The organism is Lentzea waywayandensis, from assembly GCF_900115955.1.
Taxonomy (GTDB): domain Bacteria; phylum Actinomycetota; class Actinomycetes; order Mycobacteriales; family Pseudonocardiaceae; genus Lentzea; species Lentzea waywayandensis.
This window is the reverse complement of the sequence record NZ_FOYL01000009.1, coordinates 62,891-87,671: the sequence shown is the minus strand read 5'-3', so window position 1 is coordinate 87,671 and position 24,781 is coordinate 62,891. Positions and strand designations below refer to the sequence as shown.

Annotated in this window: 21 protein-coding genes; 10 read left to right on the top strand and 11 right to left on the bottom strand. The window is 70.5% G+C overall.

From position 1 onward, the window contains the following. Nucleotides 1-6: 6 nt before the first annotated feature. Entirely contained in the window at nucleotides 7-843 is an 837-nt protein-coding gene (locus tag BM417_RS30285) for a polysaccharide lyase (RefSeq protein WP_143138863.1), read from the bottom strand. A gap of 110 nt (nucleotides 844-953) precedes the next feature. Further along, entirely contained in the window at nucleotides 954-1,817 is an 864-nt protein-coding gene (locus BM417_RS30280; protein WP_093602066.1) for an alpha/beta fold hydrolase, read from the bottom strand. A 53-nt stretch (nucleotides 1,818-1,870) separates the two neighbouring features. Here BM417_RS30280 and BM417_RS30275 point away from each other — a divergent pair, with 53 nt between their 5' ends. Further along, complete coding sequence (locus BM417_RS30275) at nucleotides 1,871-4,831, top strand: BTAD domain-containing putative transcriptional regulator (protein WP_093601620.1); 2,961 nt, start codon at nucleotides 1,871-1,873, stop codon at nucleotides 4,829-4,831. On the opposite strand, the gene BM417_RS30270 is transcribed toward BM417_RS30275, so the two are convergent. Next, nucleotides 4,820-5,593: an SDR family NAD(P)-dependent oxidoreductase gene (locus BM417_RS30270; protein WP_245822255.1), complete on the bottom strand. Its 774-nt coding sequence runs from the start codon at nucleotides 5,591-5,593 to the stop codon at nucleotides 4,820-4,822. The genes BM417_RS30275 and BM417_RS30270 overlap by 12 nt on opposite strands. A 94-nt stretch (nucleotides 5,594-5,687) precedes the next feature. Between BM417_RS30270 and BM417_RS30265 the strand changes: the two genes are divergently transcribed. Next, nucleotides 5,688-6,320, top strand: coding sequence for a TetR/AcrR family transcriptional regulator (locus tag BM417_RS30265; protein ID WP_245822254.1), 633 nt, complete (start codon nucleotides 5,688-5,690; stop codon nucleotides 6,318-6,320). Here BM417_RS30265 and BM417_RS30260 read toward each other — a convergent pair. From BM417_RS30260 to BM417_RS30240, 5 genes are read right to left on the bottom strand one after another with little or no spacing between them, the layout of a single operon-like run. Next, a complete protein-coding gene (locus BM417_RS30260) occupies nucleotides 6,289-7,725 on the bottom strand; it encodes an acyl-CoA synthetase (protein WP_093601614.1) in 1,437 nt (478 codons plus the stop codon). The genes BM417_RS30265 and BM417_RS30260 overlap by 32 nt on opposite strands. After that, on the bottom strand, nucleotides 7,664-8,980 hold the full coding sequence (locus BM417_RS30255; RefSeq protein WP_093601611.1) for an MFS transporter: 1,317 nt from the start codon (nucleotides 8,978-8,980) through the stop codon (nucleotides 7,664-7,666). The genes BM417_RS30260 and BM417_RS30255 overlap by 62 nt, the downstream gene beginning before the upstream one ends. 9 nt (nucleotides 8,981-8,989) lie before the next feature. Beyond that, complete coding sequence (locus tag BM417_RS30250; protein ID WP_093601609.1) at nucleotides 8,990-9,448, bottom strand: MaoC family dehydratase; 459 nt, start codon at nucleotides 9,446-9,448, stop codon at nucleotides 8,990-8,992. Beyond that, a complete protein-coding gene (locus BM417_RS30245; protein WP_093601607.1) occupies nucleotides 9,445-10,320 on the bottom strand; it encodes an amidohydrolase family protein in 876 nt (291 codons plus the stop codon). Before BM417_RS30245 ends, BM417_RS30250 begins: the two co-directional genes overlap by 4 nt. Before the next feature lie 11 nt (nucleotides 10,321-10,331). Further along, entirely contained in the window at nucleotides 10,332-11,210 is an 879-nt protein-coding gene (locus BM417_RS30240) for an SDR family oxidoreductase (protein WP_093601605.1), read from the bottom strand. Nucleotides 11,211-11,300: 90 nt separating this feature from the next. Between BM417_RS30240 and BM417_RS30235 the strand changes: the two genes are divergently transcribed. Together BM417_RS30235 and BM417_RS30230 are read left to right on the top strand one after the other, a co-directional pair. Continuing rightward, nucleotides 11,301-12,092, top strand: a complete 792-nt coding sequence (locus BM417_RS30235) for a PaaX family transcriptional regulator (protein WP_245822253.1) — start codon at nucleotides 11,301-11,303, stop codon at nucleotides 12,090-12,092. An 83-nt stretch (nucleotides 12,093-12,175) separates the two neighbouring features. Further along, the gene (locus BM417_RS30230; protein ID WP_093602064.1) at nucleotides 12,176-12,790 is read left to right on the top strand and encodes an ester cyclase; all 615 of its coding nucleotides are present in this window, start codon (nucleotides 12,176-12,178) and stop codon (nucleotides 12,788-12,790) included. Here the strand turns inward: BM417_RS30230 and BM417_RS30225 are convergent, their stop codons facing one another. Next, nucleotides 12,791-13,258, bottom strand: a complete 468-nt coding sequence (locus BM417_RS30225; RefSeq protein WP_093601601.1) for a DUF488 domain-containing protein — start codon at nucleotides 13,256-13,258, stop codon at nucleotides 12,791-12,793. Next, complete coding sequence (locus tag BM417_RS30220; protein WP_093601599.1) at nucleotides 13,255-13,650, bottom strand: RidA family protein; 396 nt, start codon at nucleotides 13,648-13,650, stop codon at nucleotides 13,255-13,257. The genes BM417_RS30225 and BM417_RS30220 overlap by 4 nt, the downstream gene beginning before the upstream one ends. 97 nt (nucleotides 13,651-13,747) lie before the next feature. Here BM417_RS30220 and BM417_RS30215 point away from each other — a divergent pair, with 97 nt between their 5' ends. The 3 genes from BM417_RS30215 to BM417_RS30205 all read left to right on the top strand — a co-directional run bounded on the left by BM417_RS30215 (nucleotide 13,748) and on the right by BM417_RS30205 (nucleotide 19,708). After that, complete coding sequence (locus tag BM417_RS30215) at nucleotides 13,748-14,725, top strand: helix-turn-helix transcriptional regulator (protein WP_093601597.1); 978 nt, start codon at nucleotides 13,748-13,750, stop codon at nucleotides 14,723-14,725. Between the two features lie 8 nt (nucleotides 14,726-14,733). After that, nucleotides 14,734-15,942, top strand: a complete 1,209-nt coding sequence (locus BM417_RS30210; protein ID WP_245822252.1) for an MFS transporter — start codon at nucleotides 14,734-14,736, stop codon at nucleotides 15,940-15,942. Between the two features lie 193 nt (nucleotides 15,943-16,135). Beyond that, nucleotides 16,136-19,708, top strand: coding sequence for a S8 family peptidase (locus tag BM417_RS30205; RefSeq protein ID WP_093601593.1), 3,573 nt, complete (start codon nucleotides 16,136-16,138; stop codon nucleotides 19,706-19,708). Between the two features lie 86 nt (nucleotides 19,709-19,794). Here the strand turns inward: BM417_RS30205 and bdeA are convergent, their stop codons facing one another. Next, the gene (bdeA, locus tag BM417_RS30200; RefSeq protein WP_218164605.1) at nucleotides 19,795-20,646 is read right to left on the bottom strand and encodes a bis(hydroxyethyl) terephthalate hydrolase; all 852 of its coding nucleotides are present in this window, start codon (nucleotides 20,644-20,646) and stop codon (nucleotides 19,795-19,797) included. A 188-nt stretch (nucleotides 20,647-20,834) separates the two neighbouring features. Here bdeA and BM417_RS30195 point away from each other — a divergent pair, with 188 nt between their 5' ends. From BM417_RS30195 to BM417_RS30185, 3 genes are read left to right on the top strand one after another with little or no spacing between them, the layout of a single operon-like run. Then, complete coding sequence (locus BM417_RS30195) at nucleotides 20,835-23,204, top strand: helix-turn-helix transcriptional regulator (protein ID WP_093601591.1); 2,370 nt, start codon at nucleotides 20,835-20,837, stop codon at nucleotides 23,202-23,204. Between the two features lie 28 nt (nucleotides 23,205-23,232). Then, entirely contained in the window at nucleotides 23,233-23,646 is a 414-nt protein-coding gene (locus BM417_RS30190; protein WP_093601589.1) for an acyl-CoA thioesterase, read from the top strand. After that, nucleotides 23,643-24,743 carry a zinc-binding dehydrogenase gene (locus BM417_RS30185; RefSeq protein WP_093601587.1) on the top strand — a complete coding sequence of 367 codons (1,101 nt, stop codon included), beginning with the start codon at nucleotides 23,643-23,645 and terminating at the stop codon, nucleotides 24,741-24,743. The genes BM417_RS30190 and BM417_RS30185 overlap by 4 nt, the downstream gene beginning before the upstream one ends. Nucleotides 24,744-24,781 lie beyond the last annotated feature (38 nt).

Genomic DNA, 24,781 nt, shown 5'->3' with positions numbered 1-24,781 from the left:
TTCTTCCTAGATCGGGCTTGTCTGCACACGCACGTCGTCGTACCAGATGTACGAGTTCCGCGTGGGAGCGAAGCTCTGCGTGGCCCCGCCGAAGAACGACGAGAAGTACGCGAAGTTGATCTGGTCGGCGTTGCGGACGAACTGCAGCCCGGTGCGGGTGCCGGCGGGACTGCCGTTCACCCACGCCTGCACCTCGCCGTTGGCGTTCGCGGTCGAGCCGCTGACGGTGTTGACCCGCACCCGCATCTTCAGCTCGATCCACTGGCCGCGCGGGTAGGAGTAACCGCTGCCACCAGGGCTGAGCTGGAAGGAATCGCCGTACTGGCCGGTCTTGCCCATGTGGTAGAAGTACAGGATCGCCTTGCCGTCGCGGCCCCACGCGAACCGCACCGTGAAGCCGTTGTAGCCGTCGCAGGCGATGCCGCCGGAGCAGCGCTTGCCGCCCGCGAGGCCCAGGCCGATCTTGCCGCCGAACTCGGTGCCGCCCCAGCTGAAGTCCGGGGAGAAGCGCACCCACTGGCGCAGCCAGTACTCCCGCGCCTTGGGGACGGCCAGGTCCGCCGACGCGCCGGAGTTCTCCGGGCTGATCCTGCCCGCCGGGTAGAACAGCCGCAGTGACTTCCCGCCGGACCGCCTGACCGAGGTGTCGATCATCGTCCGGTTGCCCATGCCGACGTCGAAGGTGGAGCTGAATCCGTCCTTCGCCCACTCGGCCCTGGTGTAAGCGCTCCCACCAGCGGGGCGTTCGAACGTGTTGGTGAGCGTCGCCGCGTGCGCGGCGGGTGCCGTCTGCGTGCCCAGGACGGCGCAGACGGCGAGTGACAACACGGAAATTCGCCTCATCGACTCTCCTCACAGGGATTCGGTGAATGGTATGAACCATTCACCGAATCCAGTATCGGCACGGCTTCACGCCGTGGTCAATGGAATGAATTTCCTTGCAGGCGCAGGAATTATCGGGTGAGCAGGTCGCGAATCGCGCTCGTCACCACGTCCGGCGCCTCCTCGGCCATGAAGTGTCCACAGGAGACCGTGCGGTGGTCGAGGTCGGGTGCCCAGGCACGCCACAGGCCGCGGGCGTCGAAGCCGAGCGCCGCGCCCCAGTCCTGCTGCAGCACGGTGACCGGCATCTTCAGCTGGTTTCCCGCCTCGCGATCAACGGTGTCGTGCTCGACGTCGATCGTCGCCGACGCCCGGTAGTCCGCGACGATCGACGTGACGGCCTCGCGGCTCGCCCGCAGGTACTCGGCGCGCACGTCCTCCGGGAACGGCTTTCCGCCCCAGATGTCGAGGAAGTGGCCGAAGAACGCGTCCGGGACCGCGTTGATCATCTGCTCGGCCAGCCCCGGCGGCTGGGCCATCAGGAAGAGGTGGAACCCGACGGCGGCAGAGGTTCCACGCATGACGTCCCACATGTCCAGCGTCGGCAGCACGTCGAGCGACGCGAGGTGCGTGACGTGGTGCGGGTGGTCGAGGCCGGTGCGGAACGCCACGAGCGCACCCCGGTCGTGTCCGACCAGGGCGAACCGGTCGTGACCGAGCGCCTGCGCGACCTTGACGACGTCGGCGCCCATCGTGCGCTTGGCGTAGGTGAGGCCGGTGTCGGCGGGCTTGTCGCTGTCGCCGTACCCGCGCAGGTCGGGCATGATCACGGTGTGGTCGGCGGCCAGGTCGGCGGCGACGTGCCGCCACATGAGGTGGGTCTGCGGGAAGCCGTGCAGCAGCACGACCGGGCTGCCCTCGCCGGTGGTGGCCACGTTCAGCTCGACGCCGTCGGAGACCTGAACGCGCTGGTAGTCGAATGCGGTGTGGTTCACGCCCTCACTGTGCTGGTGCCCGATCAGCAACGAATCAGCGTTAGGGTCAGCGCGTGGTGACGTTCGGGGTGCTGGGCCCGCTGACCGCGGGATCCGCCCGCCTCGGCGGCCCGAAACAACGTGCCGTGCTGGCCCGCCTGCTGGTCGCCCGGCGCCGAGTCGTCCCGGTGCGCACGCTCGTCGCCGACCTGTGGGAGGAACCGCCGGACGGAGCGGTCGGCACGGTGCAGACTTTCGTGGGCGCACTGCGCAAGGCTCTCGAACCTGATCGTCCACCCCGGACTCCTTCTGCTCTGCTGGTCACTGAGGGAGCGGGCTACGCGTTGCTCGCCTCGGACGTGGACGCGTGGCGGTTCGAGGAGATGCTCGGCGGCGATCTGTCTGTCCTGGACAGTGCGCTGGCGCTGTGGCGTGGCCCTGCCTACGGCGAGTTCGCCGACGAGCACTGGGCACGGGCCGAGATCGACAGGCTGGAAGAACTGCGGCTGGTGGCGGTCGAACGCCGCGCTGAGGCCGCACTGGCGCTGGGGCGAGCCGCGGGTGTCGTCGCTGACCTGCGCGCACACCTGGCCGACCACCCGTGGCGCGAGAAGGCCTGGAGCCTGCTCGCGCTGGCGCTGTACCGGGAGGGCCGTCAGGGTGACGCGCTGCAGGCCGTGCGGGATGCCCGGCACGCGCTCGTCGAGAACCTCGGCGTCGATCCGGGCCCGGAACTCCGCGCGCTGGAATCGGACATCCTCGCCCAGGCACCGAGACTGCGGCCCTCACCCGAGTCGTCACTGGTGGGACGCGCGGCCGAACTGGCGTTGCTGGAGACCGCGGTCCCGGTCGCCGGTCTGGGCATCGCGCTGGTGACCGGCGAGGCCGGCGTGGGCAAGACCGCGCTCGCCACGGCGTTCACCGAGCTGCTGGCGGGCCGGGGCTGGAGAACGGTCTGGGCGCGCTGCCAGGAGGACGCGCCCGTGGCGTGGCCGTGGCAGCAGGTGGTCGAAGCGCTGGGGGAGGAACTCGGGGCTGCGGACCGGTTCCGGCTCCGCCTCTCGATTGTGTCCACTGTGGAATCGGCCGCGCCGGTGCTGGTCGTGCTGGACGACCTGCACCAGGCCGACGAGGAGACCCTCGCGGTGCTGACCGCGTTCACCGGTCGCGTGCTCTCCGGCCGAGTGCTGATCGTCGCGACCTCGCGTTCCGCGGTGCCGTCGGAGGCACTGGCGCGCGCCGAACCGGTCCGAGCGGAGCTCGACGGCCTGGACGAAGAGGCCGTCGCCGCGCTGGTGGGACGACGGGACGCCCGCGTGATCCACCAGCGCACCGGCGGCAACCCCTTCTACGTCAAGGAACTCGGCCGGCTGGTCGCGTCGGGCGGCGACCTCGGCTCGGTGCCCGCCGGTGTGCGGGACGTGCTCCGCCACCGCCTGGCCGGACTGCCGGCGCAGGCGCGGACCGTGCTGCACCAGGCCTCCGTGCTGGGCAGGGACGTCGAGGTGGACCTGCTGGCCGCACTGGCGGGCCACGACGTGCTCGACGCGCTGGACCTGGCGATCGAGGCCGGGTTCGTCGTCGAGGTCGCACCCGGTCACATCCGGTTCACGCACGCGTTGGTGCGCGACACCCTGTACGAAGACGTGTCGCTGACCAGGCGCGCACGCTGGCACGCCGCTCTGACGGAGGTGCTGCCACCCGGTGACGTCCAGACGCTCGCCCATCACTACGCCCTCGCGGGTACGCGGGGTGCCGCGGCGGTGACGGCGCTGGCCAGGGCTGCGGCGGAGAATCGATCACCGCGTGAGGCGGTGCGGCTGTGGCGGGCGGCGCTCGTGGCCGCCGGTTCGGAGCGGCTCGACCTGCTGACCGGGCTGGTCAGGGCGTTGGCGGTGAGCGGAGACCTGGAAGGGGCGCGGGAGCGGAGGTCGGCCGCGTTGCGGCTGGCCGAAGGGCGCGAGCCTGGAGGCCGGGGCACCGTTGCGTCTCCCGCCGTTGCGTCTCCCGCCGTCGCGTCTCCGGCCGTCGCGTTTCCCGCCGTCGCGTTTCCCGCCGTCGCGGACCCCACCGTCGCGGACCCCACCGTCCCGGACCCGGACGCGGCGGCCGAGGTGATCGGATCGTTCGACGTCCCCGGCATCTGGACCACCAACGACGACCCGGCCCACTCCGCCGAACTCGTCGCCGCCGCCGAACGCACCCTGCCCGCGTTCCCCGGCCCCACCGCCACCCGTGCCCGCCTGCTCGCCACCATCGCCATGGAGGACCGAGGCACCGGCGCCCGCCTCGGTGAGGCCCGGGAAGCCGAGGCCATAGCCGGTGACCTCGGCGATCCCGCTCTTCGGGCGTTCGCGCTGAACGCCCGCTTCATGCACACCTTCCACCGCACCGGCCTGGCTCCGGAACGTGCCGCGATCGGCCGCGAACTCCTCGAGGTCGCGTCCGGCCGCCTGGTGACCCACGAGGTGCTGGGCCACCTGATCCTCGTCCAGGCCTGCTCCGCGCTGGCCGATTTCGGCACCGCCGACCAGCACGCGACCGCGGCCGACGAACTGGCACAACGCCACGACCTGCCGCTGGTCGGCCTCTTCACCGACTGGTACGCGGCACTGAAACTCGCGGCGGCCGGGAGAACAGCCGAAGCCGACAGCGCGTATCGGGCCGCGGCCGAGCGCGTCAAGGGCACCGGCATGTGGGGCATGGAACGCGGACTCCTGCCGCTGGCTCTGCTCAGCCTGCACGGCCCGTCCACAGTGGACCTCGCCGATGACTGGGGCCCGCACCTGGACTGGGTGCGCCCGCTGGCGTTGCCGCACGACGAGGCTTTGAAGGCCGCGCGTGCTCTTCGCGATGGACCGGCGGACCTGCTCACGGAGGTCCGCGCCTGCCTGCTGGCGATGGCGGCCACCCGGCTGCGGGACGACGAACTCGCGGAGCGCGCACATGCGCTGCTCCTGCCCGCCAGGGACGAGCTCGTGGCGGGCACCGGGCTGTTCACGTTCGGCCCGGTGAGGGACTACCTACGCGGCTAGCGCGGGGCCGAGCAGCAGGCCGCCGTCCAGCACGAACTCCGACCCGGTCGCGAACGCCGCCTCGGCCGACGCCAGGTAGAGCACCAGCGCGGTGAACTCGCCGGGCTCGCCCAGCCGCGGCACGGCGAACGGTGCGGGGGAGTAGAGGTCGCCGATCGCGGGCTGGCCGGCCGCGACCGGTTCGTTGATCAGCGGCGTCGACACCACGCCGGGGTGGATCGAGTTCACCCGGATCCCGTCCCTGCCGAGCTCCAGCGCGGCGGTCTTGGTCAGTCCGCGCAGCGCCCACTTGCTCGCGACGTACGGCGCGTAGAACGGCGAACCCACGTTGCCCATGGTCGAGGCGATGTTCACGATCGACCCGCCGCCTGCCCTGCGCAACGACGGTGCGACGTGCTTGATGCCGAGGAACTGCCCGGTCAGGTTGACCGCCATGGTCCGGTCCCAGACCTCGCGCGAGGTGTCCTCGATCAACGCGGCGGCGTGCTGCGCGCCCGCGTTGTTCACCAGCACCGACACCGGTCCGAACCGCTCCTCCGCGGCCTGGACCGCCGAGATCCACGCGTCCTCGTCCGTTACGTCGAGCTGCGCGGCGAACGCGCGCTCGCCGAGTTCCTCCGCGACCTTCGAGCCTGCGTCCAGGTCCCGTGCGGCGATCACGACCTGCGCGCCTTCGGCGTGGAAGCCCCGCACGTGGCTCGCCCCCATCCCGCTGGTCGCGCCGGTGACGAACACCGTCCTGCCGTCGAAGCGTCCCATCATGTCCTCCAGTGGTGAGTTGAGTGACTCACCTCGGAACGGTAGACGCGATCGGCATGGCGAGTCAAGTGACTCACCTCATGGCATACTGGAGGGCGTGCCGACCTACCACGAACGCATGGCGGAGCAGAAGCGGACGGCGATCGTCGACGCGGCGACAGGGCTGTTCCTGGAATCCGGCTACGACAAGACCTCGCTCGCGCGCATCGCCGACGCGGCCGGGGTGTCGAAGGCGACGCTGTTCAAGCAGTTCCCGACGAAGGCCGAACTGTTCGACGCGATCGTCACGGACTACTGGCGCACGGAGGAGGGCGCGCTCACCCCGCCGCCGGGCGACCCCGGGAAGGGCCTGACCGTGCTCGGCAACCGGTACGTGGCGCTGCTGACGCGGCCGGGCATGGTCGCGTTGTTCCGCATCGTCATCGCGGAGGCGCCCCGCTTCCCCGAGCTCGGCCAGACCCAGTTCAAGCTGGGCAAACAGCCGTTCTTCGACGCGGTCCGCGACTACCTCGCCGCCGAGCACGAGGCCGGCACCCTGGAAGTCGGGGACCCGATCCTGGCCGCCACCCAGTTCCTCGGCATGATCTCGAACTTCGCGTTCTGGCCCCGGATGCTGCTGATGAACTGGGCGCCCACCGAGAAGGCCATGGCCCACTCGGTGGACGAGGCGGTCCAGACGATCCTGGCCCGGCACGAGGTCACAGCGGCAACCGGCGCAGCGCGGGCTTGAGGACCTTCCCGGAGCCCGTTCGCGGCAGTTCGGACACCACCTCGACGTGCACCGGGATCTTGTACTTCGCCAGGCGCGGCAGCAGGAACTCCCGCAACCCGGCCGCGTCGACCACGGCGCCGTCGCGGGGCCGGACGAACGCGCGTCCGACCTCGCCCCACCGCTGGTCCGGCACCCCGACGACGGCGACCTCCGCCACGTCCGGGTGCGAGGTGATCGCGTTCTCCACCTCGGCCGGATAGACGTTCTCGCCGCCGGAGATGTACATGTCCTTGAGCCGGTCGAGGACGTACAGGTGACCGTCGTCGAGCCGCCCGAGATCGCCGGTGCGGAACCAGCCGTCCTCGGTGAACGCGGCCCTGGTGGCGACCGGGTCGTTCCAGTAGCCGGGGGTGACGTTGGGGCCCTGCACCTCGATCTCGCCGGTGTCGGCCAGCCGCAGGTCGCCGAAGAACACGCACGGTCCCGCCGAACCCGCCCGGCGAACGCTGTCGGAAGCCTCCAGGAAGGTGGCACCCGGCGCGGTCTCGGTGAGGCCGTAGCCCTGGCAGAACACCAGGCCCCGGTCCTGATAGGTGTGGATCACCGCGTCCGGCACCGCCGCCCCGCCGCACAGCAGCACGCGCAACGACGACAGGTCCGCCGTCTGCCACAGCGACGAGGACGCCAGGTCCGCGTACATCGTGGACACGCCGAACATCCACGTCACGCCGTGGTTCTCGATCAGCGAGACGCACTCGGTGACGTCCCAGTGCGAGGCGATCACGCTGTGCCCACCCTTGATGAAGGTGGGCAGCAACGTCTGGGTCAGTGCGGCGACGTGGAAGAGCGGCGCGGTGATCAGCGCGACCTCGTCGGAGGCGATGTCGACGCCGATCATCAGGTTGAAGGTGTTCCACAACAGGTTGGCGTGGCTCAGAATCGCGCCTTTGGGCCTGCCCGTCGTGCCGGAGGTGTAGAGGATCAGAGCGGCGTCGTCGATGCCGACCGGCTCGTCCAGCGGTTCGTCCGAACCGCCGAGAAGCCAGTCCTCGTACGTGGCGAGCGACACCGCCCGTGGGTGCTCCACGACGTGGGAAGGCGCGTGCACCAGCACGTGCGCTCCGCAGTCGGCGAGCTGGTAGTTGATCTCCGCCGGGGTGAGGCGGAAGTTCAACGGCACGAAGATCGCGCCCAGCTGGTGCGTGGCGAACAGGGTCTCGGCGAACGACGGGTGGTTCGGCCCGAGGTACGCGACCCGGTCACCGTGCCGGACCCCGAGCTCCCGCAACCGCCACGCCAGCCGAGTCGTGCGGACGGCGACTTCCTCGTAGGAGGTGGAGACTCCGTCGTAGGTCAGTGCTTCACGCTTCGGCGCCATGCGTGCGCGGCGGTGTGGCCAGCTGCCCAGCCCCGAGTTCCGCATTCCTGTCTCCTGTCAGGCTGGTCCGGCTGGTCTCCCGCAGGATCACCGTGCACACCACGGTGAGCAGGCAGAAGGCCGCGAGGATGAACGGAATCGCACCCGTGCCGGCCGATCTCTGCACCTGGGCGAAGAGCAACGGCGCGAGTCCTGCGCCCAGGCCCGCGAGCTGGTAGCCGAGCGAGGCACCGGTGTAGCGGCTGCCGGTGTTGAACAGCTCGCTGTAGAGCGCGGCGAGCGGCCCGTACATCATCGGATGGATCACGGCCTGGCCGAGCACGAGCGCGATGACCACGTACCCGTTGTCCACCAACGGGAACAGGAAGAACCCGAACGCGGCCATGAGCACGGCGCCGACGAGCACGACCGGCCTGCGCCCGAACCGGTCCGACGCCGACGACCAGCCGAGGATGCCGATCACCGCGAGCGCCGAGGACAGCGTCAGCGCGTTGAGGATCGTCTGCCTGCTGTTGCCCGCCTGAACGCCGTACGCGAGTATGAAAGTCGTCAACGTCGACTGCGCGACGAACGCCGAGAGGCCGACGCCGATCCCCAGCAGCAGCGTGCGCGGATGGTTGCGCAGCACGTCGAGCAACGGCATCGAGCCGGGCTTCCGCTCCGCCTTGAAGACCGGCGTCTCCTCGACCTTCATCCGCACGAACAGGCCGACGCCGAGCAGCGCCAGGCTCAGCAGGAACGGCACCCGCCAGCCCCACTCGAGGAAGGCCTTCTCACCGACCAGCGCCGCGGTACCGCTCAAAGCGAGCGTCGACAGCACCATGCCGCACGGCGCGCCCGCGTTGGTGAAGCTCGCCCACAGCCCGCGCCGGGAGGTGGCGTGCTCGGCCGACATGAGCACGGCGCCGCCCCACTCTCCGCCCACGGAGATGCCCTGCACGATACGCAGCAGGATCAGTCCGGCCGGAGCGAGCCAGCCGACCTGGGCGTAGGTGGGCAGCAGACCGATCAGGAAGCTCGCCACACCCATCAGGCTCATGGTGAGCACGAGCATCTTCTTGCGCCCCAGCAAGTCTCCGTAGTGTCCGAAGAGGACTCCGCCGAGCGGCCGGGCGAGGTAGCCGGTGGCGAACGTGCCGAAGCTCGCGATCGTGCCGACCAACGGGTCCAGCGAGGAGAAGAAGACCTTGTTGAACACGACCGCGGAGGCCGTGGCGTAGAGCAGGAAGTCGTAGTACTCGATCACGCTGCCGAGAAAGCTCGACGCGACCGCACGGCGTAACTGCGTTGTTGTCGCCATGACTTCACCTCATGCGTAGTGGCGGTAGACGGCACGTGCGACGCAAGCGGGCTTCGCGGAGCCCTCGATCTCGACGGTGAAGTCGACGGTGAGCTGAACGCCGTCGCCCGGCACGTCCTCGACCGACTCGACCTGGCCCAGCAGCCGGATCTTGGCCCCGACCGGCACCGGCGCGGGGAACCGCACCTTCTCCAGCCCGTAGTTGAGGCTCATCCGCACGCCCGAGACGTCGAGCAGTTCGGTCATCAACGGGATGAGCAGCGCCAGCGTCAGGTAGCCGTGCGCGATCGTGCCGCCGAACGGTCCGGTGGCGGCGCGTTCCGGGTCGACGTGGATCCACTGGTGGTCGTCGGTGGCGGCGGCGAACGTGTCGACGCGAGCCTGGTCGATCTGGAGCCAGTCGGTGTGGCCGAGGCTGCTTCCTGCCAGGGCCTTGAGTTCGGCGATTCCTTGGACGGAGATGGTCACGCGTCCTCCTTGACGAGTCCGAGCAGACGGGCGGCGTTGTGCTTGAGGATCTTGGGCCGGACCTCGTCGGAGATGTCGAGCTTGGCGAAGTCGGCCAGCCAGCGGTCCGGGGTGATCACGGGATGGTCCGAGCCGAACAGGACCTTGTCCTGCAACAGGGTGTTGGCGTAGCGGACGAGCTGTGGTGGGAAGTACTTCGGCGACCAGCCGGACAGGTCGATGTACACGAACGGCTTGTGCGTGGCCACCGCGAGCGCCTCGTCCTGCCACGGGAACGACGGGTGCGCGAGCACGATCCGCAGGTGCGGGAAGTCCACCGCGACGTCGTCCACGAGCATCGGGTTGGAGTGCTTGAGCCTGATGCCACCGCCGCCGGGCACGCCGGCGCCGATCCCGGTCTGTCCACTGTGGAACAGCGCGGGCACGCCCAGCTCCTCGATCACCTCGTAGAGCGGGTACGCCATCCGGTCGTCCGGGGAGAAGTCCTGGAGGCTGGGGTGGAACTTGAAGCCCCGCACGCCGTGCTCCTCGACCAGCCTCCGCGCCTCCCGGACGGCGGTGCGACCCTTCCACGGGTCGACGCTCGCGAACGGGATCAGCACGTCGGCGTGCTCGGCGCAGGACGCGGCGATCTCCTCGTTGGAGATGCGCGGGTGCCCGGTGGCGTGCTCCGCGTCGACCGTGAAGATCACCGCGGCCATCTTGCGCTCGCGGTAGATGGCCGCGGTCTCGGCGATCGTCGGCTGGCGGTGGGCGGACTTGAAGTACTTGGCGGACGCCTCGATCAGCGTCGGGCTCAGCGAACTGTGGCCGTCGCTGGAGATCTCCGCGTGCGTGTGGACGTCGATGGCAACGAGGCTGTCCACATCCATTTTGGGAACATTCATCGGGCCACCGGCATCGGGATCCCGTAGGTCTCGGCCTCGAACTCGCTGAACCGCTCGGCGATCGCGGCCGCGTTCCAGCCGCCGTCCGCGAACAGGACCTGCTTCTCGGCCGGGTGCGACCACAGTGCGAGCCGGTCTCCGCCGATGCCGATCGCCTGTCCCGTAACACCTTTGGCCGCGTCCGAGGCGAGGTAGACGATCAGGTCGGCGACGTCCTCGACGGTGCCCAGGCCCTCGTCGCGCCGCACCCACTCCGGCAGCGGCGCCCCGGTTCGTTCCGACTCCTCGATCAACGGCGCGAACGCCGGAATCGTCCGCGTCATCTCGGTGGCGGCGACGGGGACGACCGCGTTGACGGCGATGTCCGAGCGGGCGAGCTCCAACGCCCAGGTCCGTGCCATGGCGGCGATCCCGGCCTTGGCGGCGGAGTAGTTGGTCTGCCCGAAGTTGCCGCGCTGGCCGGCGGGCGACGCGACCAGCACGAGGCTGCCGCCCGTGCCCTGCTCGCGCATCCGCACGGCCGCCGCGCGGGCGCACGTGAAGGTGCCGCGCAGGTGCACGTTGATGACCGCGTCGAAGTCGTCGTCGGTCATCTTCCACAGCACGCGATCACGCAGGATGCCCGCGTTGGTGACCAGCACGTCGAGCCGTCCGAACTCCTCGACGGCGGCCGCGACGAGCAACTCGGCGGTCTCGGCGGACCCGACCGGCGCGACCACCGCGCGGCCCCCGATGCTCGCGGCGACCTCCTCGGCGACGTCGTCCACGTCGTTGACCACGACCTTGGCCCCGTTGCGCGCCAACGCTTCCGCGTACGCCCGGCCCAGCCCGCGGCCGGCGCCGGTGACGATCGCGACCTTTCCCGACAGCTCCATCAGGCGAGTCCTCTCCGTTGGGGTCGCGACTCAAGGTAGGCATATTCATGACGCTCGTCAAGATGTTGCCCAACATGTATCGTGAGCTGCGTGACGCCCCAGTCCTTGATGCTCAACTTCCTCGGCCTGTACGTGTTCGACCGCGGCATCGCGGTCTACTCGGGCAGCGTGATCGACGTGTTCGGGCGCGTGGACGTCTCGGAGGAGGCGGTGCGCTCGACGCTGACGCGCATGGCCTCACGAGGGCTGCTCACCAAGCACCGCAGCGGCCGCAAGGTCTACTTCGGACTCACGCCGCGCGCGACGGACGTCCTGCGGGACGGCGAGCGCCGGATCTGGCAGCGCGGCGCGGTCAACCGCGACTGGGACGGCACCTGGACCCTGGTCGGCTTCTCGCTGCCGGAGGGCCGCCGCGGCGAACGGCACGACCTGCGCTCGCAGCTCCAGTGGGCGGGCTTCGGCCCGGTGCAGAACGGCCTGTGGATCGCCCCCGGCGCACGCGACGTGACCGAACTGGTCGAGGGTCTCGCGGAGAACGTCACCGTCTTCACCGCTCAGCACGCCAAGCCGACCGAGGCTGGGGACCTGGCGCGCCGTGCGTTCGACACGGCCGCCATCGCCGCCCGCTACCAGGACTTCCTGACGAAGTGGCGTGAGCCGGACAGCTCGTTGCCGGACGACCTGGCCCGCCAGTTGCTGCTGCACGCCGACTGGCTCGACCTCGTGCGACAGGACCCCCATCTGCCGGCCGAGCTGCTCGCGGGCGACTGGCCGGCGATCGAGGCGGAGCAGTTGTTCCAGTCCCTGGCCACCCGCTACGCCGAGACGGCGACCCCGCTCGCGGCCGCCGCGATCGACTCGATCGAGGTTGATGCTAGCTAGATCACAGCGCTGCTGAATCTATAGCGCTAACGAAAAGTTAGTGCCAGGCTCTCGTGCACACACCGAGTTGGAAGGTGCACGAGATGCTGAACCGTCGTTCGCTCATCACCCAGGGAAGCACCGCCGCGTTCGGCGCGATGGCGCTGACCGCCGTGACCGGTGGCGTCGCCGAGGCCGCCGCTCCGGCCGGGTACTCGCCGTGGACGCCGCTGCCCGACCCGGCCACCACGCCGGTGCCGAACCCGCCGTTCGCCAAGGACCTGACCAGGGAGGAGCGGGAGAACCTCAGGACGTTCGACGAGCTCGACTTCGACGTCTTCAGTCACCAGAAGTGGGCGCGGCTGGGGGAGAGTCACGCCCGCAACATCCGCGTGCACTGGCCAGACGGCCACTACACCGACGGCATCGACAGGCACGTCGAGGACCTCAAGGCCCTGTTCGTCTGGGCGCCGGACACCCGCATCGAGTCGCACTACCTGCGCGTCGCGAACGGCGGCCTGAGCGCGGTCGCCGGCGTCATGAAGGGCACCTTCACGCGGCCGATGCCGGACGGCAAGGGCGGTCTCATCCAGCCGACGGGCAAGAAGTACGCCATCAACATGGCCACCGTCGGGTTGTGGAACCGGCGAGGCACGATGGACGAGGAGTTCCTCTTCTGGGACAACCAGACGTTCTACCAGCAGATCGGCCTTGGCTGATCACGGTCTGAGGTGCTCGACCTGGACGTGCAGTCGCTCCGCGATCAACGATCGGTGGCACGCCTCCGGGTCGCGCTCGACGCAGAACAACGCCGCGCCTCTCGGCAGTGCCGACCTGATGGGAGCCAGGTCGGCACTGCCGAGGATCTCCGCCGTGTACCGGCGGGCGTACTCGCCGGCGAGCACGCGGCGGTTGCGCTTGCCCACGCCCTGGCGGTCGTCCTCCGCGTACTGCAACCGCCGCAACTCGGTCGTCGGCGAGAGTTCGGGGTGGTGTTCGTAGGCGATCCCGGCCTCCGCGAGCGCGGCCTGCAACCGGCGTGAGTTCGCCCAGGCGTACTCGGGCCCGCGGACACCGCGTCGCTGCCGGACGTCGAGCAGCAACTCGACGTCCGCTTCTCGCAACGTCCGGAGGAACGACTCCTCGTCGAAGCCGTAGACGCCGATCGTCACCACCCTGAGCGTCACGCGACCGCCGTTCCCTCCAGTTCGACCATCAGGTCCGGGATCGCCAGCCGCGTCACGCCGAGCATCGTCGTGGGCGGCGCCACCCGCGCCTGGCCGAGCCGCGCCGCCAGCACGCCGTAGTGCTGGAACAGCAGGTCGACGTCGGTGGTGTAGACGTTGAGCCGCACCAGGTTCGCGAGCGACATCCCCGCCTCGGCCAGCACCGCTTCCAGGTTGTCGAGGCTCAGTGCCAGCTGCGCGGCCATGTCTCCGGCGTGCTCGGGCTTGCCGTCACCGTTCATCGAGGTCTGCCCGGCGCAGAAGAGCGTCCGCGTCTGCCCGGTGACGACCTCGCCCTGGTGGTACCCCAGCTCCGCCGACCACGGCCACGGGTCGATCGGCGTTCGTTCCACTGCCACAACAGCTCCATTCTGGATCTCGGATGTTCGCTGCGCAGCCTCGCAACCAATACACGACATCCTGTGTCGTGTATTCCCGTAGGGTTTTCGCATGCGCGCCGACCGGCTGGTCTCCCTGGTCCTGCTGCTGCGCCGGCACGGTCGGCTGTCCGCGACGGCGTTGGCTCGCGAGCTGGAGGTCTCCACCCGGACGGTGCTGCGGGACATCGAGGCGCTGTCCGCAGCGGGTGTCCCGGTCTACGCCGAACGCGGCCGGCACGGCGGTTTCGCGCTGCTGCCCGGTTTCCAGACCGAGCTCACCGGGCTGAACCACGACGAGGCGTTGGCCCTGCTGGTAGCCGGTTCACGGCGCGGCGCCCAGGTGTTCGGACTCGGCTCGGCCCTCGCCTCGGCCATGCTCAAGGTGGTCGACGCGCTGCCCGAGAGCTATCGGCTGACGGCGGCCGGTGCGGCGGAACGACTGCTCATCGACCCGGAAACCGATCTGCTGTCCCGTCGCGCGGCCGAGGAGGAGCTGCCGGACGCGGTGGTGGCGGAGGTCCGGCGCGCGGTGTTCGCGGGCCACCGGCTGCGAATCCACTACGAGGCGCACGAGAAGGCACCCGAGTGGCGCACGGTCGATCCGATCGGCCTGGTCACCGTGCGCGAGCAGGGTTATCTTCTGGCCCAGCGGTCAGGGGAGGACCGCACCTACCGGCTGTCCCGGATCCTGGCCGCCGAGGAGCTGGACGAACCAGCGCAGCGTGCCGATCGGGTCGACCTGGACCGGGCCTGGCAGGAGCGCAGCACGCGGTTCCGGACCGGCGGCGACCAGGTCGCCGTGCTGCTGCGGGTGCATCCGGCGCGGCGCGAGGAACTGGTGGGGACCGCGCTGGCCGTTCTCGCCGAGGAGACCGAGGACGGCTGGCAGCGGATGGAGGTCACCTTTCAGGACTCCCGGCATGCGGAGTGGGCGGTGTGGCGGCTGTCAGCGGGGGCGGAAGTCGTTGAGCCGCCGTGGTTGCGTGCAGCGCTGAGGGAACGGGCGATGGCGATCGCCACCCGGTACGGCGATGGGGTGGGGGAGTAGTGGTTGCGGTGGGTGCTGAGCGCGACTTCGCCCGCTACCTCAACGCACGGGTGCTGTCGGTCGTCGGCGCCGTGGTGTCGGCGGTGGCGCTGCCCGTGCTCGTCTACCAGCTGACCGGGTCGGCGGGCTGGACGTCGGCCGTCACGGCGGCGGAGGCGTTGCCGTACCTGGTGTTCGGGCTGCTGGCCGGTGCGCTCGCGGATCGGCTCGACCGCCGCGTGATGATGGTGGCGATGGACTTCACGGTCGCCGCCGTGCTGCTGAGCGTGCCGCTGGCGTGGCTGGCGGGTGGCCTGACCGCGCCGCACGTCGTGGTGGTGGCGTTCGCGACGCAGACGGCGTTCGTGTTCTTCGACGCGGCCAACTTCGGGGCGCTGCCTGCCTTGGTGGGCAAGGAAAAGCTGACGACGGCCTATTCGACGTTGTTCGGGCGCACCACCATCGTGGAACTCGTGGTGCCCGGCGTGACGGGCCTGCTCGTGGCGATCGTTGCCCCAGCGGCTTTGTTGGCCGTGAACGCGCTGACGGCGGTGGGTTCGGCGTTGTTGTTGCGCGCGATCACCAGCAGCTTGGGCACGCCACGACCGGTGCGCGGTGCCGGCGAACTCGCCAAGGACGTGCGCGAAGGGCTGCGGTTCCTCTGGCACGAGCCGATCATCCGGATTCTCACCCTCGTCGGCGCGACGCATTCGGTGTCCGGTGGCGCGTGGGTGGCCCTGCTCGTGCCGTTCGCCGACAAGGTGCTCGGTGTCGCGCCGGACGGCGACGTCAGGCTCGCGGCCCTGTTCAGCTGCTGGGGCCTGGGCGCGATCATCGGCTCCCGCCTGCTGCCGCGGGTGACCGCGCGCTGGGGCAACGCCAGGGTGGCGCTCGCGGCCCTGCCGCTCTCCCTGTTCGCAGGGGTGCTCGTGCTCGTCAGCGGGCATTGGCTGCTGACCTGTGCGGCGGCGACGTTCTGGGGCGTCGTCGGCGCGATCGTGGTGATCAACGGGATCACCTACCGGCAGCAGGTGTGCCCGGAGGAACTGCAGTCCCGGGTCAACACCTCGGCGCGGATGATCGCCTGGGGCCTCGGCCGGCCTCTCGGTGCGGCCGTGGCCGGTGCCGCGTCGGTCGCGGCCGGTGATCCGCGGGCCGGGATCGCGTCCGGCCTCGCGGTGTTGCTGGTGGGCGTCGTGATGGCGTGGGTGTCGCCCGCGCTGCGACAGACGGCCTAGAAGCCGGGTGTTGCCACGGGATTTACCGGTGCGCGCCCTGACGTCAGCCTCGCAGGCGTGTCAGGAAGTGCGACCTGCTGGTCAACTTCGACGACAGATCCCGGTTGTTGTGAAGAGGTCATGAAGATCGCAGACGGGACGATTCGCACGCCCTACGTTCGGGGAACTGGCCACCCCCGCTCGAAGGAATCGCATGTACAGAAAACGAAGCGCGGCTCTCGCGGCCGCGCTCCTGCTCTCCGTCGCGGTGGCGAAACCCGCGGCGGCGAGCGGAACGGAGCCGCAGGCCGTGGGCACGCCCGGTGTCGTCACCCTGATCACCGGCGACCAGGTCGTCGTGGACGGCGACCGCGTCTCGTCCGTGCGGATGGCGAAGGGCCGCGAGCAGTTGCGCGCCTGGCGCTACCGGCTCGACGGCCACGATCACGTCGTGCCGCAGGACGCGGTCGCGGACCTGAAGGCCGGCAAGCTGGACAAGCGGCTGTTCGACGTCACCGGGCTCGTGCAGCAGGGCTACGACGACCGCAACGAGCCCACCGTGCCGACGATCGTGACCGGCGCCAACGTCCTGACGGCGGGCGTCAACGCGGTCTACATCCCGAAGGCCGAGGCGGCCGGACGGTGGCGTGAGCGGGGCTCGGCTCGGCTCGGCGCGGAGAAGACCTGGCTCAACGGCCGTGTGCGGCCGACGCTCGACGAGAGCGTGAAGCAGATCGGTGCGCCGAAGGCCTGGCAGGCGGGTTTCCGGGGCGACGGCGTGAAGGTTGCCGTCCTCGACACCGGTTACGACACCGCGCATCCGGACCTCAAGTCCGTTGTGGACACTTCGGCGGACTTCACCGGCGAGGGTGTGCGGGACCTCGACGGGCACGGCACCCACGTGGCGAGCACGATCGCGGGCAGCGGCGCGGCGTCGCAGGGCCGCTACCAGGGCGTCGCACCCGGCGCACGGCTGCTGGTCGGCAAGGTGCTCGGCGAGTTCGGCGGCCGGGAGGACTGGGTCCTCAACGGCATGCGGTGGGCCGTCGCGCAGGGCGCCGACGTCGTCAACATGAGCCTCGGCGGCGGTGTCACCGACGGCACGGACCTGATGTCCCAGACGGTCAACGAGCTCTCGGCGGCCAGTGGCACGCTGTTCGTCATCGCGGCGGGCAACTACGGGCTGCGCGAGAGCGTGGGCAGCCCCGGTGCCGCCGATCGCGCGCTCACCGTGGCGAACGTGACGAAGCAGGACAAGCTCAACCTGACCTCCAGCCAGGGTCCGCGACTGGGCGACTTCGGGCTGAAGCCGGAGATCGCCGGACCGGGCACGGACATCGTCGCCGCGCGTGCGGCCGGGTTGCTGCCCGAATACGCGGTGGGCGACAGCTACGCGCGGCTCTCCGGCACGTCGATGGCGTCGCCGCACGTCGCCGGTGCCGCCGCGATCCTCGCGCAGCAGCACCCGGACTGGACCGGTGAGCAGATCAAGAACGCGTTGATCGGCTCGTCCAGGCGACTGCCGGGCATCTCCACGCTGGCCCAGGGCGCGGGCAGGCTCGACATCGCCCGCGGTGTCGCGCAACAGGTCCGCGCCGAGGGCGTGGCCGGGTTCGGCACGGTGTGGGGCACCACCGAGTCCCGCCGCGAGATCACGTACGTCAACTCCGGCGACAAGCCGGTCACTCTGGCGCTGGACCTGGAGGTCGACCGCAAGAACGTGCTCTCGGTGCAGAAGTCGGTGACCGTGCCGGCCGGCGGTTCGGCGGCGGTCACGGTGACCGCGCGTCCGACGGTGCAAACGGCGGGCGAGCTCACCGGGGTGCTGCGGGCACGTGCCGGTGACGTCGTGCTGACGACCCCGGTGACCGGTCAGTTCAACGGCGAGAAGCGGACGCTGACCGTGAAGGTCCCGCCGAGGTCCGGCGAGTCGTTCCAGTCGCTGGTGATCGTGCAGAACGAGCGCACCGGCCAGGCGTTCGGGGACTTCACGTCCACCGACTCGCTGAGCCTCACCGTGCCGAGCGGTCCCTACCGCGTGCTGGGTCTCATCGCGGAGCTGACCGGCGACAACACGTTCTTCGCCCAGCGCGTGGAGGTCGCCGGGGACACGACGGTCGACGCGAACACCATGGCGGGCAGGCCGATCACGGTCGGCGTGGACGACCCGGACGCGCGGTCCCAGCTCGGTGGCGGGTTCGGGCTCCTGTCCGACCCCGACGAGTCCGGCCCACTCGAGTCCGCGGGCATCCTGCGCGGTGGCGGCGTGCCGAGGAACGGCGCCAGGCTGTACAGCGTCGCCGGTCCGGACGTGCGCGGCCTGTCGCTGACGAACCTCAGCTACTTCAACCACCCGTGGGCGCTGACGACGGTGAGCGGGGCCGGAAGGTTCGAACTCGGCGAGACGTACTTCCCGTGGACCACCGACTTCACCGGCGGGTACACGGGCCGGCTGGTCGGCGTCGGCGAGGCGGACCGCGCGTCGATCGAGGCGGCCGACGTCTCCGGTGCGATCGCGGTGATCACGCCGAAGAACTGGGACGACCCGGTCTATCCGCCGGGTGAGCAGCTGATGAGCGGTGTGGAGTTGTTGAAGCAGAAGGGCGCGCGGGCCGTGCTCTCCTACTTCAACCCGACCATCGACTCGGGTTCGGCCGCCGAGCCCGCGCTGCCCACCGGCCTGATCTTCGACTCCGCGGAGCTGCGTCGCGTGCAGAACCTGATGGCACAGCGAACCGTGGAAGCCACGATGTCAGTGCGCCCCAACAGCCCTGTGGCGTACTTCCTCGGCCAGGAGGTCAAGGGCCTGCCCGGCGGGTACGACTTCAAGTTCACGAAGGCCGGTCTCGGCCGGATCGAGCGCAGGCTGATCGACACCATGCCGGCGAACACGTACCGGTTCGGTGCCGCCTCGTGGACCGTCGGGCCGATGCGGGCGGGTGCGGACGTCGAGTCGAAGTGGCCGCAGCGCCGCACCGACTACATCTCACCCGCCGCCGCGGTGCAGTTGTTCGACGCGGGCGCCTTCCTGCCGGACGGTCGCCAGCCGTACTCGGAGATCACGCTCCCCGTGCGGCTCCAGGCGGGGGAGAAGCGGACCTCCCGCGTCTTCGCCGCGCCGTTCGGCCCGGAGCTGACCACGCCGCCGATCGCGAGAGGGGACGACAAGCCGCTGCCGTGGGCGTACCGGTCGCGTGATCGGATCAGCCTGATGATCCCGATGTTCTCCGACAGCGATCCCGGCACGGTCAGCTACTTCGACCCGTCGCACACCGGCACCACCGTGCTGTCGCGGAACGGCAAGGAGGTCGGCCGCGGCAACGACCGTGCGGCGCTGGGAACGTTCGACGTGCCGTCGGGCGCGGGCTGGTTCACCCTCGCCGCCGAAGCCGTTCGGCCGACCGGCAACCTCACTCCCGCACTGTCCACAAAGGTGCGTTCGGAGTGGAGGTTCCACTCGCGTTCCGGCACGGACGAGCGTGCGGCGTTGCCGTTGCTCGACATCCGGTACGCGCTGGACCTCGACGACCACAACACCGCGCACGGTCCGGTGCGCGGCACGGTGTCGGTCGCGCATCAGCCTGGTGCCCCGTCGGCGAACGTGCGGTCGATCGGGGTGGAGGTGTCCTTCGACGACGGTGTCACGTGGCAGCGCGTCAAGGTCGCCGGCGGGAAGCTGGAGCTTCCGGCGGGGACGACGGGCTTCGCGTCGTTGCGCGCGACGGCCACCGACGTCCTGGGCAACTCGGTGACGGAGACGATCACCAGGGCCTACGCGGTGAAGTAGGGGGCCTGAGGGGTGCCCCGCTCGGGGCGGGGCACCCCCGGGGTCACCGCCAACTGCTGCGACCCCGGCGACCCGTGTTCAGAGGATCAGGAGTGCGGGCACGTGTCCCGGTACTCCTCGATCAGCGTGCTGCGTCCCGGCGCCGGGCAGAGGAACTGCTCGTAGCGGGTGTCGTTGTCGATGAACCGCTTGAGCCACGAGATGCTGTACTTCGCGATCGTCGTGTTCGACGAGTTGGGTGCGAAGTGCGAGGCGTTGTTGAGTTCCAGGTACGCCTTGTCCAAAGTGGACGGCAGTGACGTGTAGAACGGTTCGGAGTGCGACGACACCGGGGCGACCGAGTCGCTCTCGGCGCCGACGACCAGGGTCGGGACGCGGACGGACGACCAGTTCTTCGTGGTGTGCCAGCCGGTGAGCGGGATCGCCGCCTGCAGTGCCGGGCGCTGGCTGGCGGCGCGCAGGGTTCCGCCGCCGCCCATCGAGTGGCCCATGACGCCGAGGCGCGAGGAGTCGACTCGGGTGCGGACGGTGCTCTGCTGCGTCAGGTAGTCGAGTGCCGCGAGGAGCTGGGAGGCGCGGCTGTCGGGCTGGTCGTAGATCGTGTTCGTGTCGATGGTGAAGATCACGAAGCCCTGCGAGGCCAGGCGCGGGCCGAGCCACGAGATGCTCGACTGCGTGCCGGTGTAGCCGGGGGAGATGACCAAGGCGCCGAACGTGCCGGCGGAGGTGCTGGTCGGGTAGTAGATCGTGCCGCCGCCGAAGCCGCCCACCAGGGACGACACCGAGGTCTCCGACACGGCGAACGAGCCGCGGGTCGCCTCGATGCTCGAGTTGGTCGGCGCGGGGCCGCGTTCGTACGGGTTGTCGGCCGCTCGGGCTTCAGTGCCCGTGACGAGCACCAGGGAGAGTGCGATGGGGATCAGGGTGCGGAGTTGCACAGCGCTGTACACCTCATTCGGCAGGGAACAGGGGAGGAACGACCTCGACCCTGCTGCCCCGGCCGCCGGGTCCGCATCGGTGCAACCACCGGTCTCGGTGAACAACTTCGGTGGCAAAACTAACGGTGGTAGGTGAATTTGGGTCGTACCCCTTCCGGAGGAGCCGCTACCGCCGTAAGACTGGGCCGATGCTGCGTGGCCGAGAGCGGCAGCGCGTCGCCGTGGACGCGTTGGTGGACCGTGCGCGCGTTGGGCGCGGCGGGGTGCTCGTGCTGCGTGGAGAAGCGGGTTCAGGCAAGACGGCGCTGCTCGACGCCGTACGGCAGACCTACGACGCGTTGTTGTGCGTGGACGTCCGCGAACTTGACGATGACCTCCTGCAACTCGCACGGGACGTCGTCGGTACGAGGGCCGCGCTGCTCATCGCGACCGAGGGCGAGGCGTGCGGGTTGCCCAGCGTCACGCTCGACCCGTTGGACCCCGCGACGAGCCTGCGGGTGCTGCACGACCTGGTGCCCGGCCTGCCCGCCACGCTCGCCGCGGACCTCGCCGACCTCGCCTGCGGGAACCCGCTGGCGCTGGTCGAGCTGGCGGGATCGCTCACGTCCGCGCAGCTCGGAGGCGTCGCGGCGGCGCCGGAGGTGCTGCCGGAGAACAGTTCGCTGCGGCTGCGATGGCGAGCGCGGTTCGACACTCTCTCGTCCCGGGCACAGCACGTCGTCGCGCTGGCCGCGGTCGACGAGGAGATCGACGCCGAGGCCCTCGACCTGGACGCGGTGATCGAGGCGGGCCCGTTGGTCGACCCGCGCAGGCTGGTCCGGTCCGCGCTGCAGGCGGACGTGCCGCTGCCGCTGCGGCGCAGGGCACACGCCGAACTCGCGGAGACGTTGCCGCCAGGTGCCCGGCGCACGTGGCACCAGGCGGTCACGACCCAGGACGCCGGGCTCGCCGACGTCCTCACCACCCATGCCGAACGTGCCCGCCTGTGTGGCGACTTCGCCACCGCCGCCCGCGACCACGACCGCGCGGCCCGGCTCACGACCGATCCCGAGGCGAAGGCGCACCGCCTGCTCAAGGCCGCCGCCGACCACTGGGCGCACGGAGCGCCGCACCGGTCGCGGGCCGTCCTGCGCACCGCGGTCCGCATGACCCACACCCCGGAACTCAGAGCGCTCATGGACCTGGTCGTCGGCGGCATCGACCTCGGCGAGAGCCTCCCGGACGTGGCGGCGGACCGGCTGGTGCGTGCCGCGAAAGGCCTGGTCGGCACACGTCGCGCGCTCGCAGTCGCGGCGCTGGGGTTCGCCGGCGAGGCGGCGAGCATCGCCGGGGACCACCGCCGCTACACCGCGGTCGCCGAGTTCGCGAAGGAGATCCGCCGCGACGACGAGCCGCCAGCCACCCGGCTCACGCTCGACCACCTCACCGGCATGCTGGCGACGTTCGACGGCCGGCACGACGAGGCGTTGCCCGCGCTGCGCACCGTCGTCGACCTCGCCGAGCAGGTCCCCGGACCGCAGGCGCGGATCTGGGCGAGCCAGGCCGCCTACGTGCTCGGGGACGCCACGCGGTCGCACGAGATGGCGACCAGCGCGGTGACGGCGGCGCGGGAGAGCGGATTCGTCGCGCTGGTGCCGTGGGCGTTGGTGTACCGGGCGTTGTCGGCGTTGTTGCTGGACCAGCACGCGGCGGCACTGACGGCGGCGACCGAGGGCGTGCACGCGGCGACGGCGATCGGCCAGCACAACGCCGTGGTCGACCACCTGACGATCCTCGCGCTGCTGGCGGCGTTGCGCGGGGACGCGGACACCGCGCTGCACCGCATCGACACCGCCACCGAGCACATCACCCAGCGCGGACTGACCCGGCCCGGCACGTTCGGCGCCTGGGCGTTCGCGTGCGTCGACCTGGCCCGCGACCGGCCCGCCGACGCGCTGGACCGGCTTCGCCTGCAACCCGGTCACGCCGGAATCAAGGTGATGGCCGCACCGCACGTGGTGGAAGCGGCCGTGGCGTGCGGCAGACCGTCTACAGCGGACAGAGCGCTCCAGCCGTTCGAGAAGTGGGCCGGCACAACGGGAAGCACGGCTCGCATGGCGCTCTCGCACCGCTGCCACGGCCTGCTGGAGAGCGGCACCGCCGACGAGCACTTCGAGGAAGCGATCCGGCTGCACCGCGCCAGCGGTACCGCCCTGGAGCTCGCCAAGACCGAGCTGCTGTACGGGAACCGGCTGCGGCGCGGGCGCAAACCCAAGGCAGCGCGCGAACACCTGCGTGACGCCGTGCGCATCTTCCAGTCGTACCAGGCTGACCACTGGGTCGAACGGGCCCGCGCCGAACTGCGCGCGGCCGGCGACTCCACGAGCGAGCCCAGGGACCACCCCGGCCTGACGCCGCAGCAGGCGCAGATCGCCAGGCTGGTCGCCGAGGGCGCCACGAACCGCGAGGTCGCCGCGCGGTTGTTCCTGAGCCACCGCACCGTCGAGCACCACCTGCGCAACATCTTCGCGCGGCTCGGCGTGCGGTCGAGGGTCGAGCTCACCAGGAGACTCGATTGACGGTGTTCGATCAAACAGCGGAGGTTAGGTGCGCGAGCAGTACCGGCACTGGCAGCGGATTCCGACCCGGTGGGCGGACAACGACGTCTACGGCCACGTGAACAACGTCGTCCACTACGCGTTCATGGACACGGTGATCAACACGTGGCTGATCGAGGCCGGGCTGGACATCCAGGCCGGGCCGCAGATCGGGCTCTGCGTGGAGTCCCACTGCAACTACCGCGCCTCGGTGTCGTTCCCGGAGGCGCTGGACGCCGGGCTGCGCGTCGGGCACCTCGGCCGGTCGAGCGTGCGCTACGAGGTCGGGTTCTTCTTCGAGGGACGCGAGGACGTCGTGGCGGAGGGCCACTTCGTGCACGTCTTCGTGGACCGGACGACGCGCAAACCGGTGGAGATCCCCACGAGTCTGCACACGGCGATGGAAGGTCTGGTGGTGGCGTGAAGACGCGAGGCGCGGTGCTGACCGCAGTCGGCGGGCCGCTCGAGATCGTGGAGCTCGAACTCGACCCGCCCGGTCCCGGCGAACTGCTGGTGCGCGTGCACGCCACCGGCCTGTGCCACTCCGACCTGTCCGTGATCGACGGCTCGCGCATCCGTCCGTTGCCGATGGTGCTCGGCCACGAGGCGGCGGGCGAGGTCGTGGAGGCGGGCCCGAACGCCGAGTTCGCGCCGGGCGACCACGTCGTGCTGTCGTTCGTGCCCGCGTGCGGTGCCTGCCGCCGTTGCGCGTCGGGCCGCCAGGCGTTGTGCGAACCGGGAGCCGCGGCGAACCGCGACGGCACGCTGCTCAGCGGGCAGCGGCGCTGGACCCTCCCGGACGGCACGCGCCCGCACCACCACCTGGGCGTGTCCGGATTCGCCGAGTACACGGTGATCTCCGACCGGTCGGCCACCCTCGTTCCGAAGGACCTGCCGCTCGACATCGCCGCGCTGTTCGGTTGCGCGGTGCTGACCGGCGCGGGAGCGGCGTTCTACAGCGCCGAGGTGAAACCGGGGGACAGGGTCGCGGTGTTCGGGCTCGGCGGCGTCGGCCTGGCGGCGGTGCTCGCGGCCGTGACGGCGGGTGCTACCCAAGTCGTCGCGGTGGACGTGGTCGAGCACAAGCGCAAGCTCGCCCTCAGGCTCGGCGCGACGCACGAAGCCGCAGGTGGTCCGGACGTCGTCGCTCACGTGCGCGACCTGACCGGCGGTGGCGCGGACAAGGTCATCGACACGACCGGCGTCGCGGCGGTGCTCGAACAGGCCTATGCCGCGACGGCCGTGGGCGGCACCACGGTCACCGTCGGCCTGCCGCACCCCGATCGCACCGTGTCGCTGCCCGCGTTGAACCTGGTCGCCGAGGAACGCACGCTCAAAGGCAGCTACCTCGGCTCGTGCGTGCCGCGTCGGGACGTGCCGCGGTTCGTGGACCTCTACCGCGCGGGACGGCTGCCGGTCGACGGCCTGCTGTCCGGGCGGCTGGGGCTCGACGAGATCAACGACGGGTTCGCCAAGCTCGCCTCCGGCGAGGCCGTCCGGCAGGTCGTCGTCATGGAGTGACGCCCGATTCAGCCCATCCGGGCATGAATCGGGCAGGA

Coding starts and splice junctions, on each gene's coding strand:
- BM417_RS30285 (WP_143138863.1), bottom strand. CDS start 843: ATGAGGCGAATTTCCGTGTTGTCACTCGCCGTCTGCGCCGTCCTGGGC.
- BM417_RS30270 (WP_245822255.1), bottom strand. CDS start 5,593: ATGATGGGACGCTTCGACGGCAGGACGGTGTTCGTCACCGGCGCGACC.
- BM417_RS30260 (WP_093601614.1), bottom strand. CDS start 7,725: ATGCGGAACTCGGGGCTGGGCAGCTGGCCACACCGCCGCGCACGCATG.
- BM417_RS30255 (WP_093601611.1), bottom strand. CDS start 8,980: ATGGCGACAACAACGCAGTTACGCCGTGCGGTCGCGTCGAGCTTTCTC.
- BM417_RS30245 (WP_093601607.1), bottom strand. CDS start 10,320: ATGGATGTGGACAGCCTCGTTGCCATCGACGTCCACACGCACGCGGAG.
- BM417_RS30240 (WP_093601605.1), bottom strand. CDS start 11,210: ATGGAGCTGTCGGGAAAGGTCGCGATCGTCACCGGCGCCGGCCGCGGG.
- BM417_RS30230 (WP_093602064.1), top strand. CDS start 12,176: ATGCTGAACCGTCGTTCGCTCATCACCCAGGGAAGCACCGCCGCGTTC.
- BM417_RS30215 (WP_093601597.1), top strand. CDS start 13,748: ATGCGCGCCGACCGGCTGGTCTCCCTGGTCCTGCTGCTGCGCCGGCAC.
- BM417_RS30205 (WP_093601593.1), top strand. CDS start 16,136: ATGTACAGAAAACGAAGCGCGGCTCTCGCGGCCGCGCTCCTGCTCTCC.
- BM417_RS30195 (WP_093601591.1), top strand. CDS start 20,835: ATGCTGCGTGGCCGAGAGCGGCAGCGCGTCGCCGTGGACGCGTTGGTG.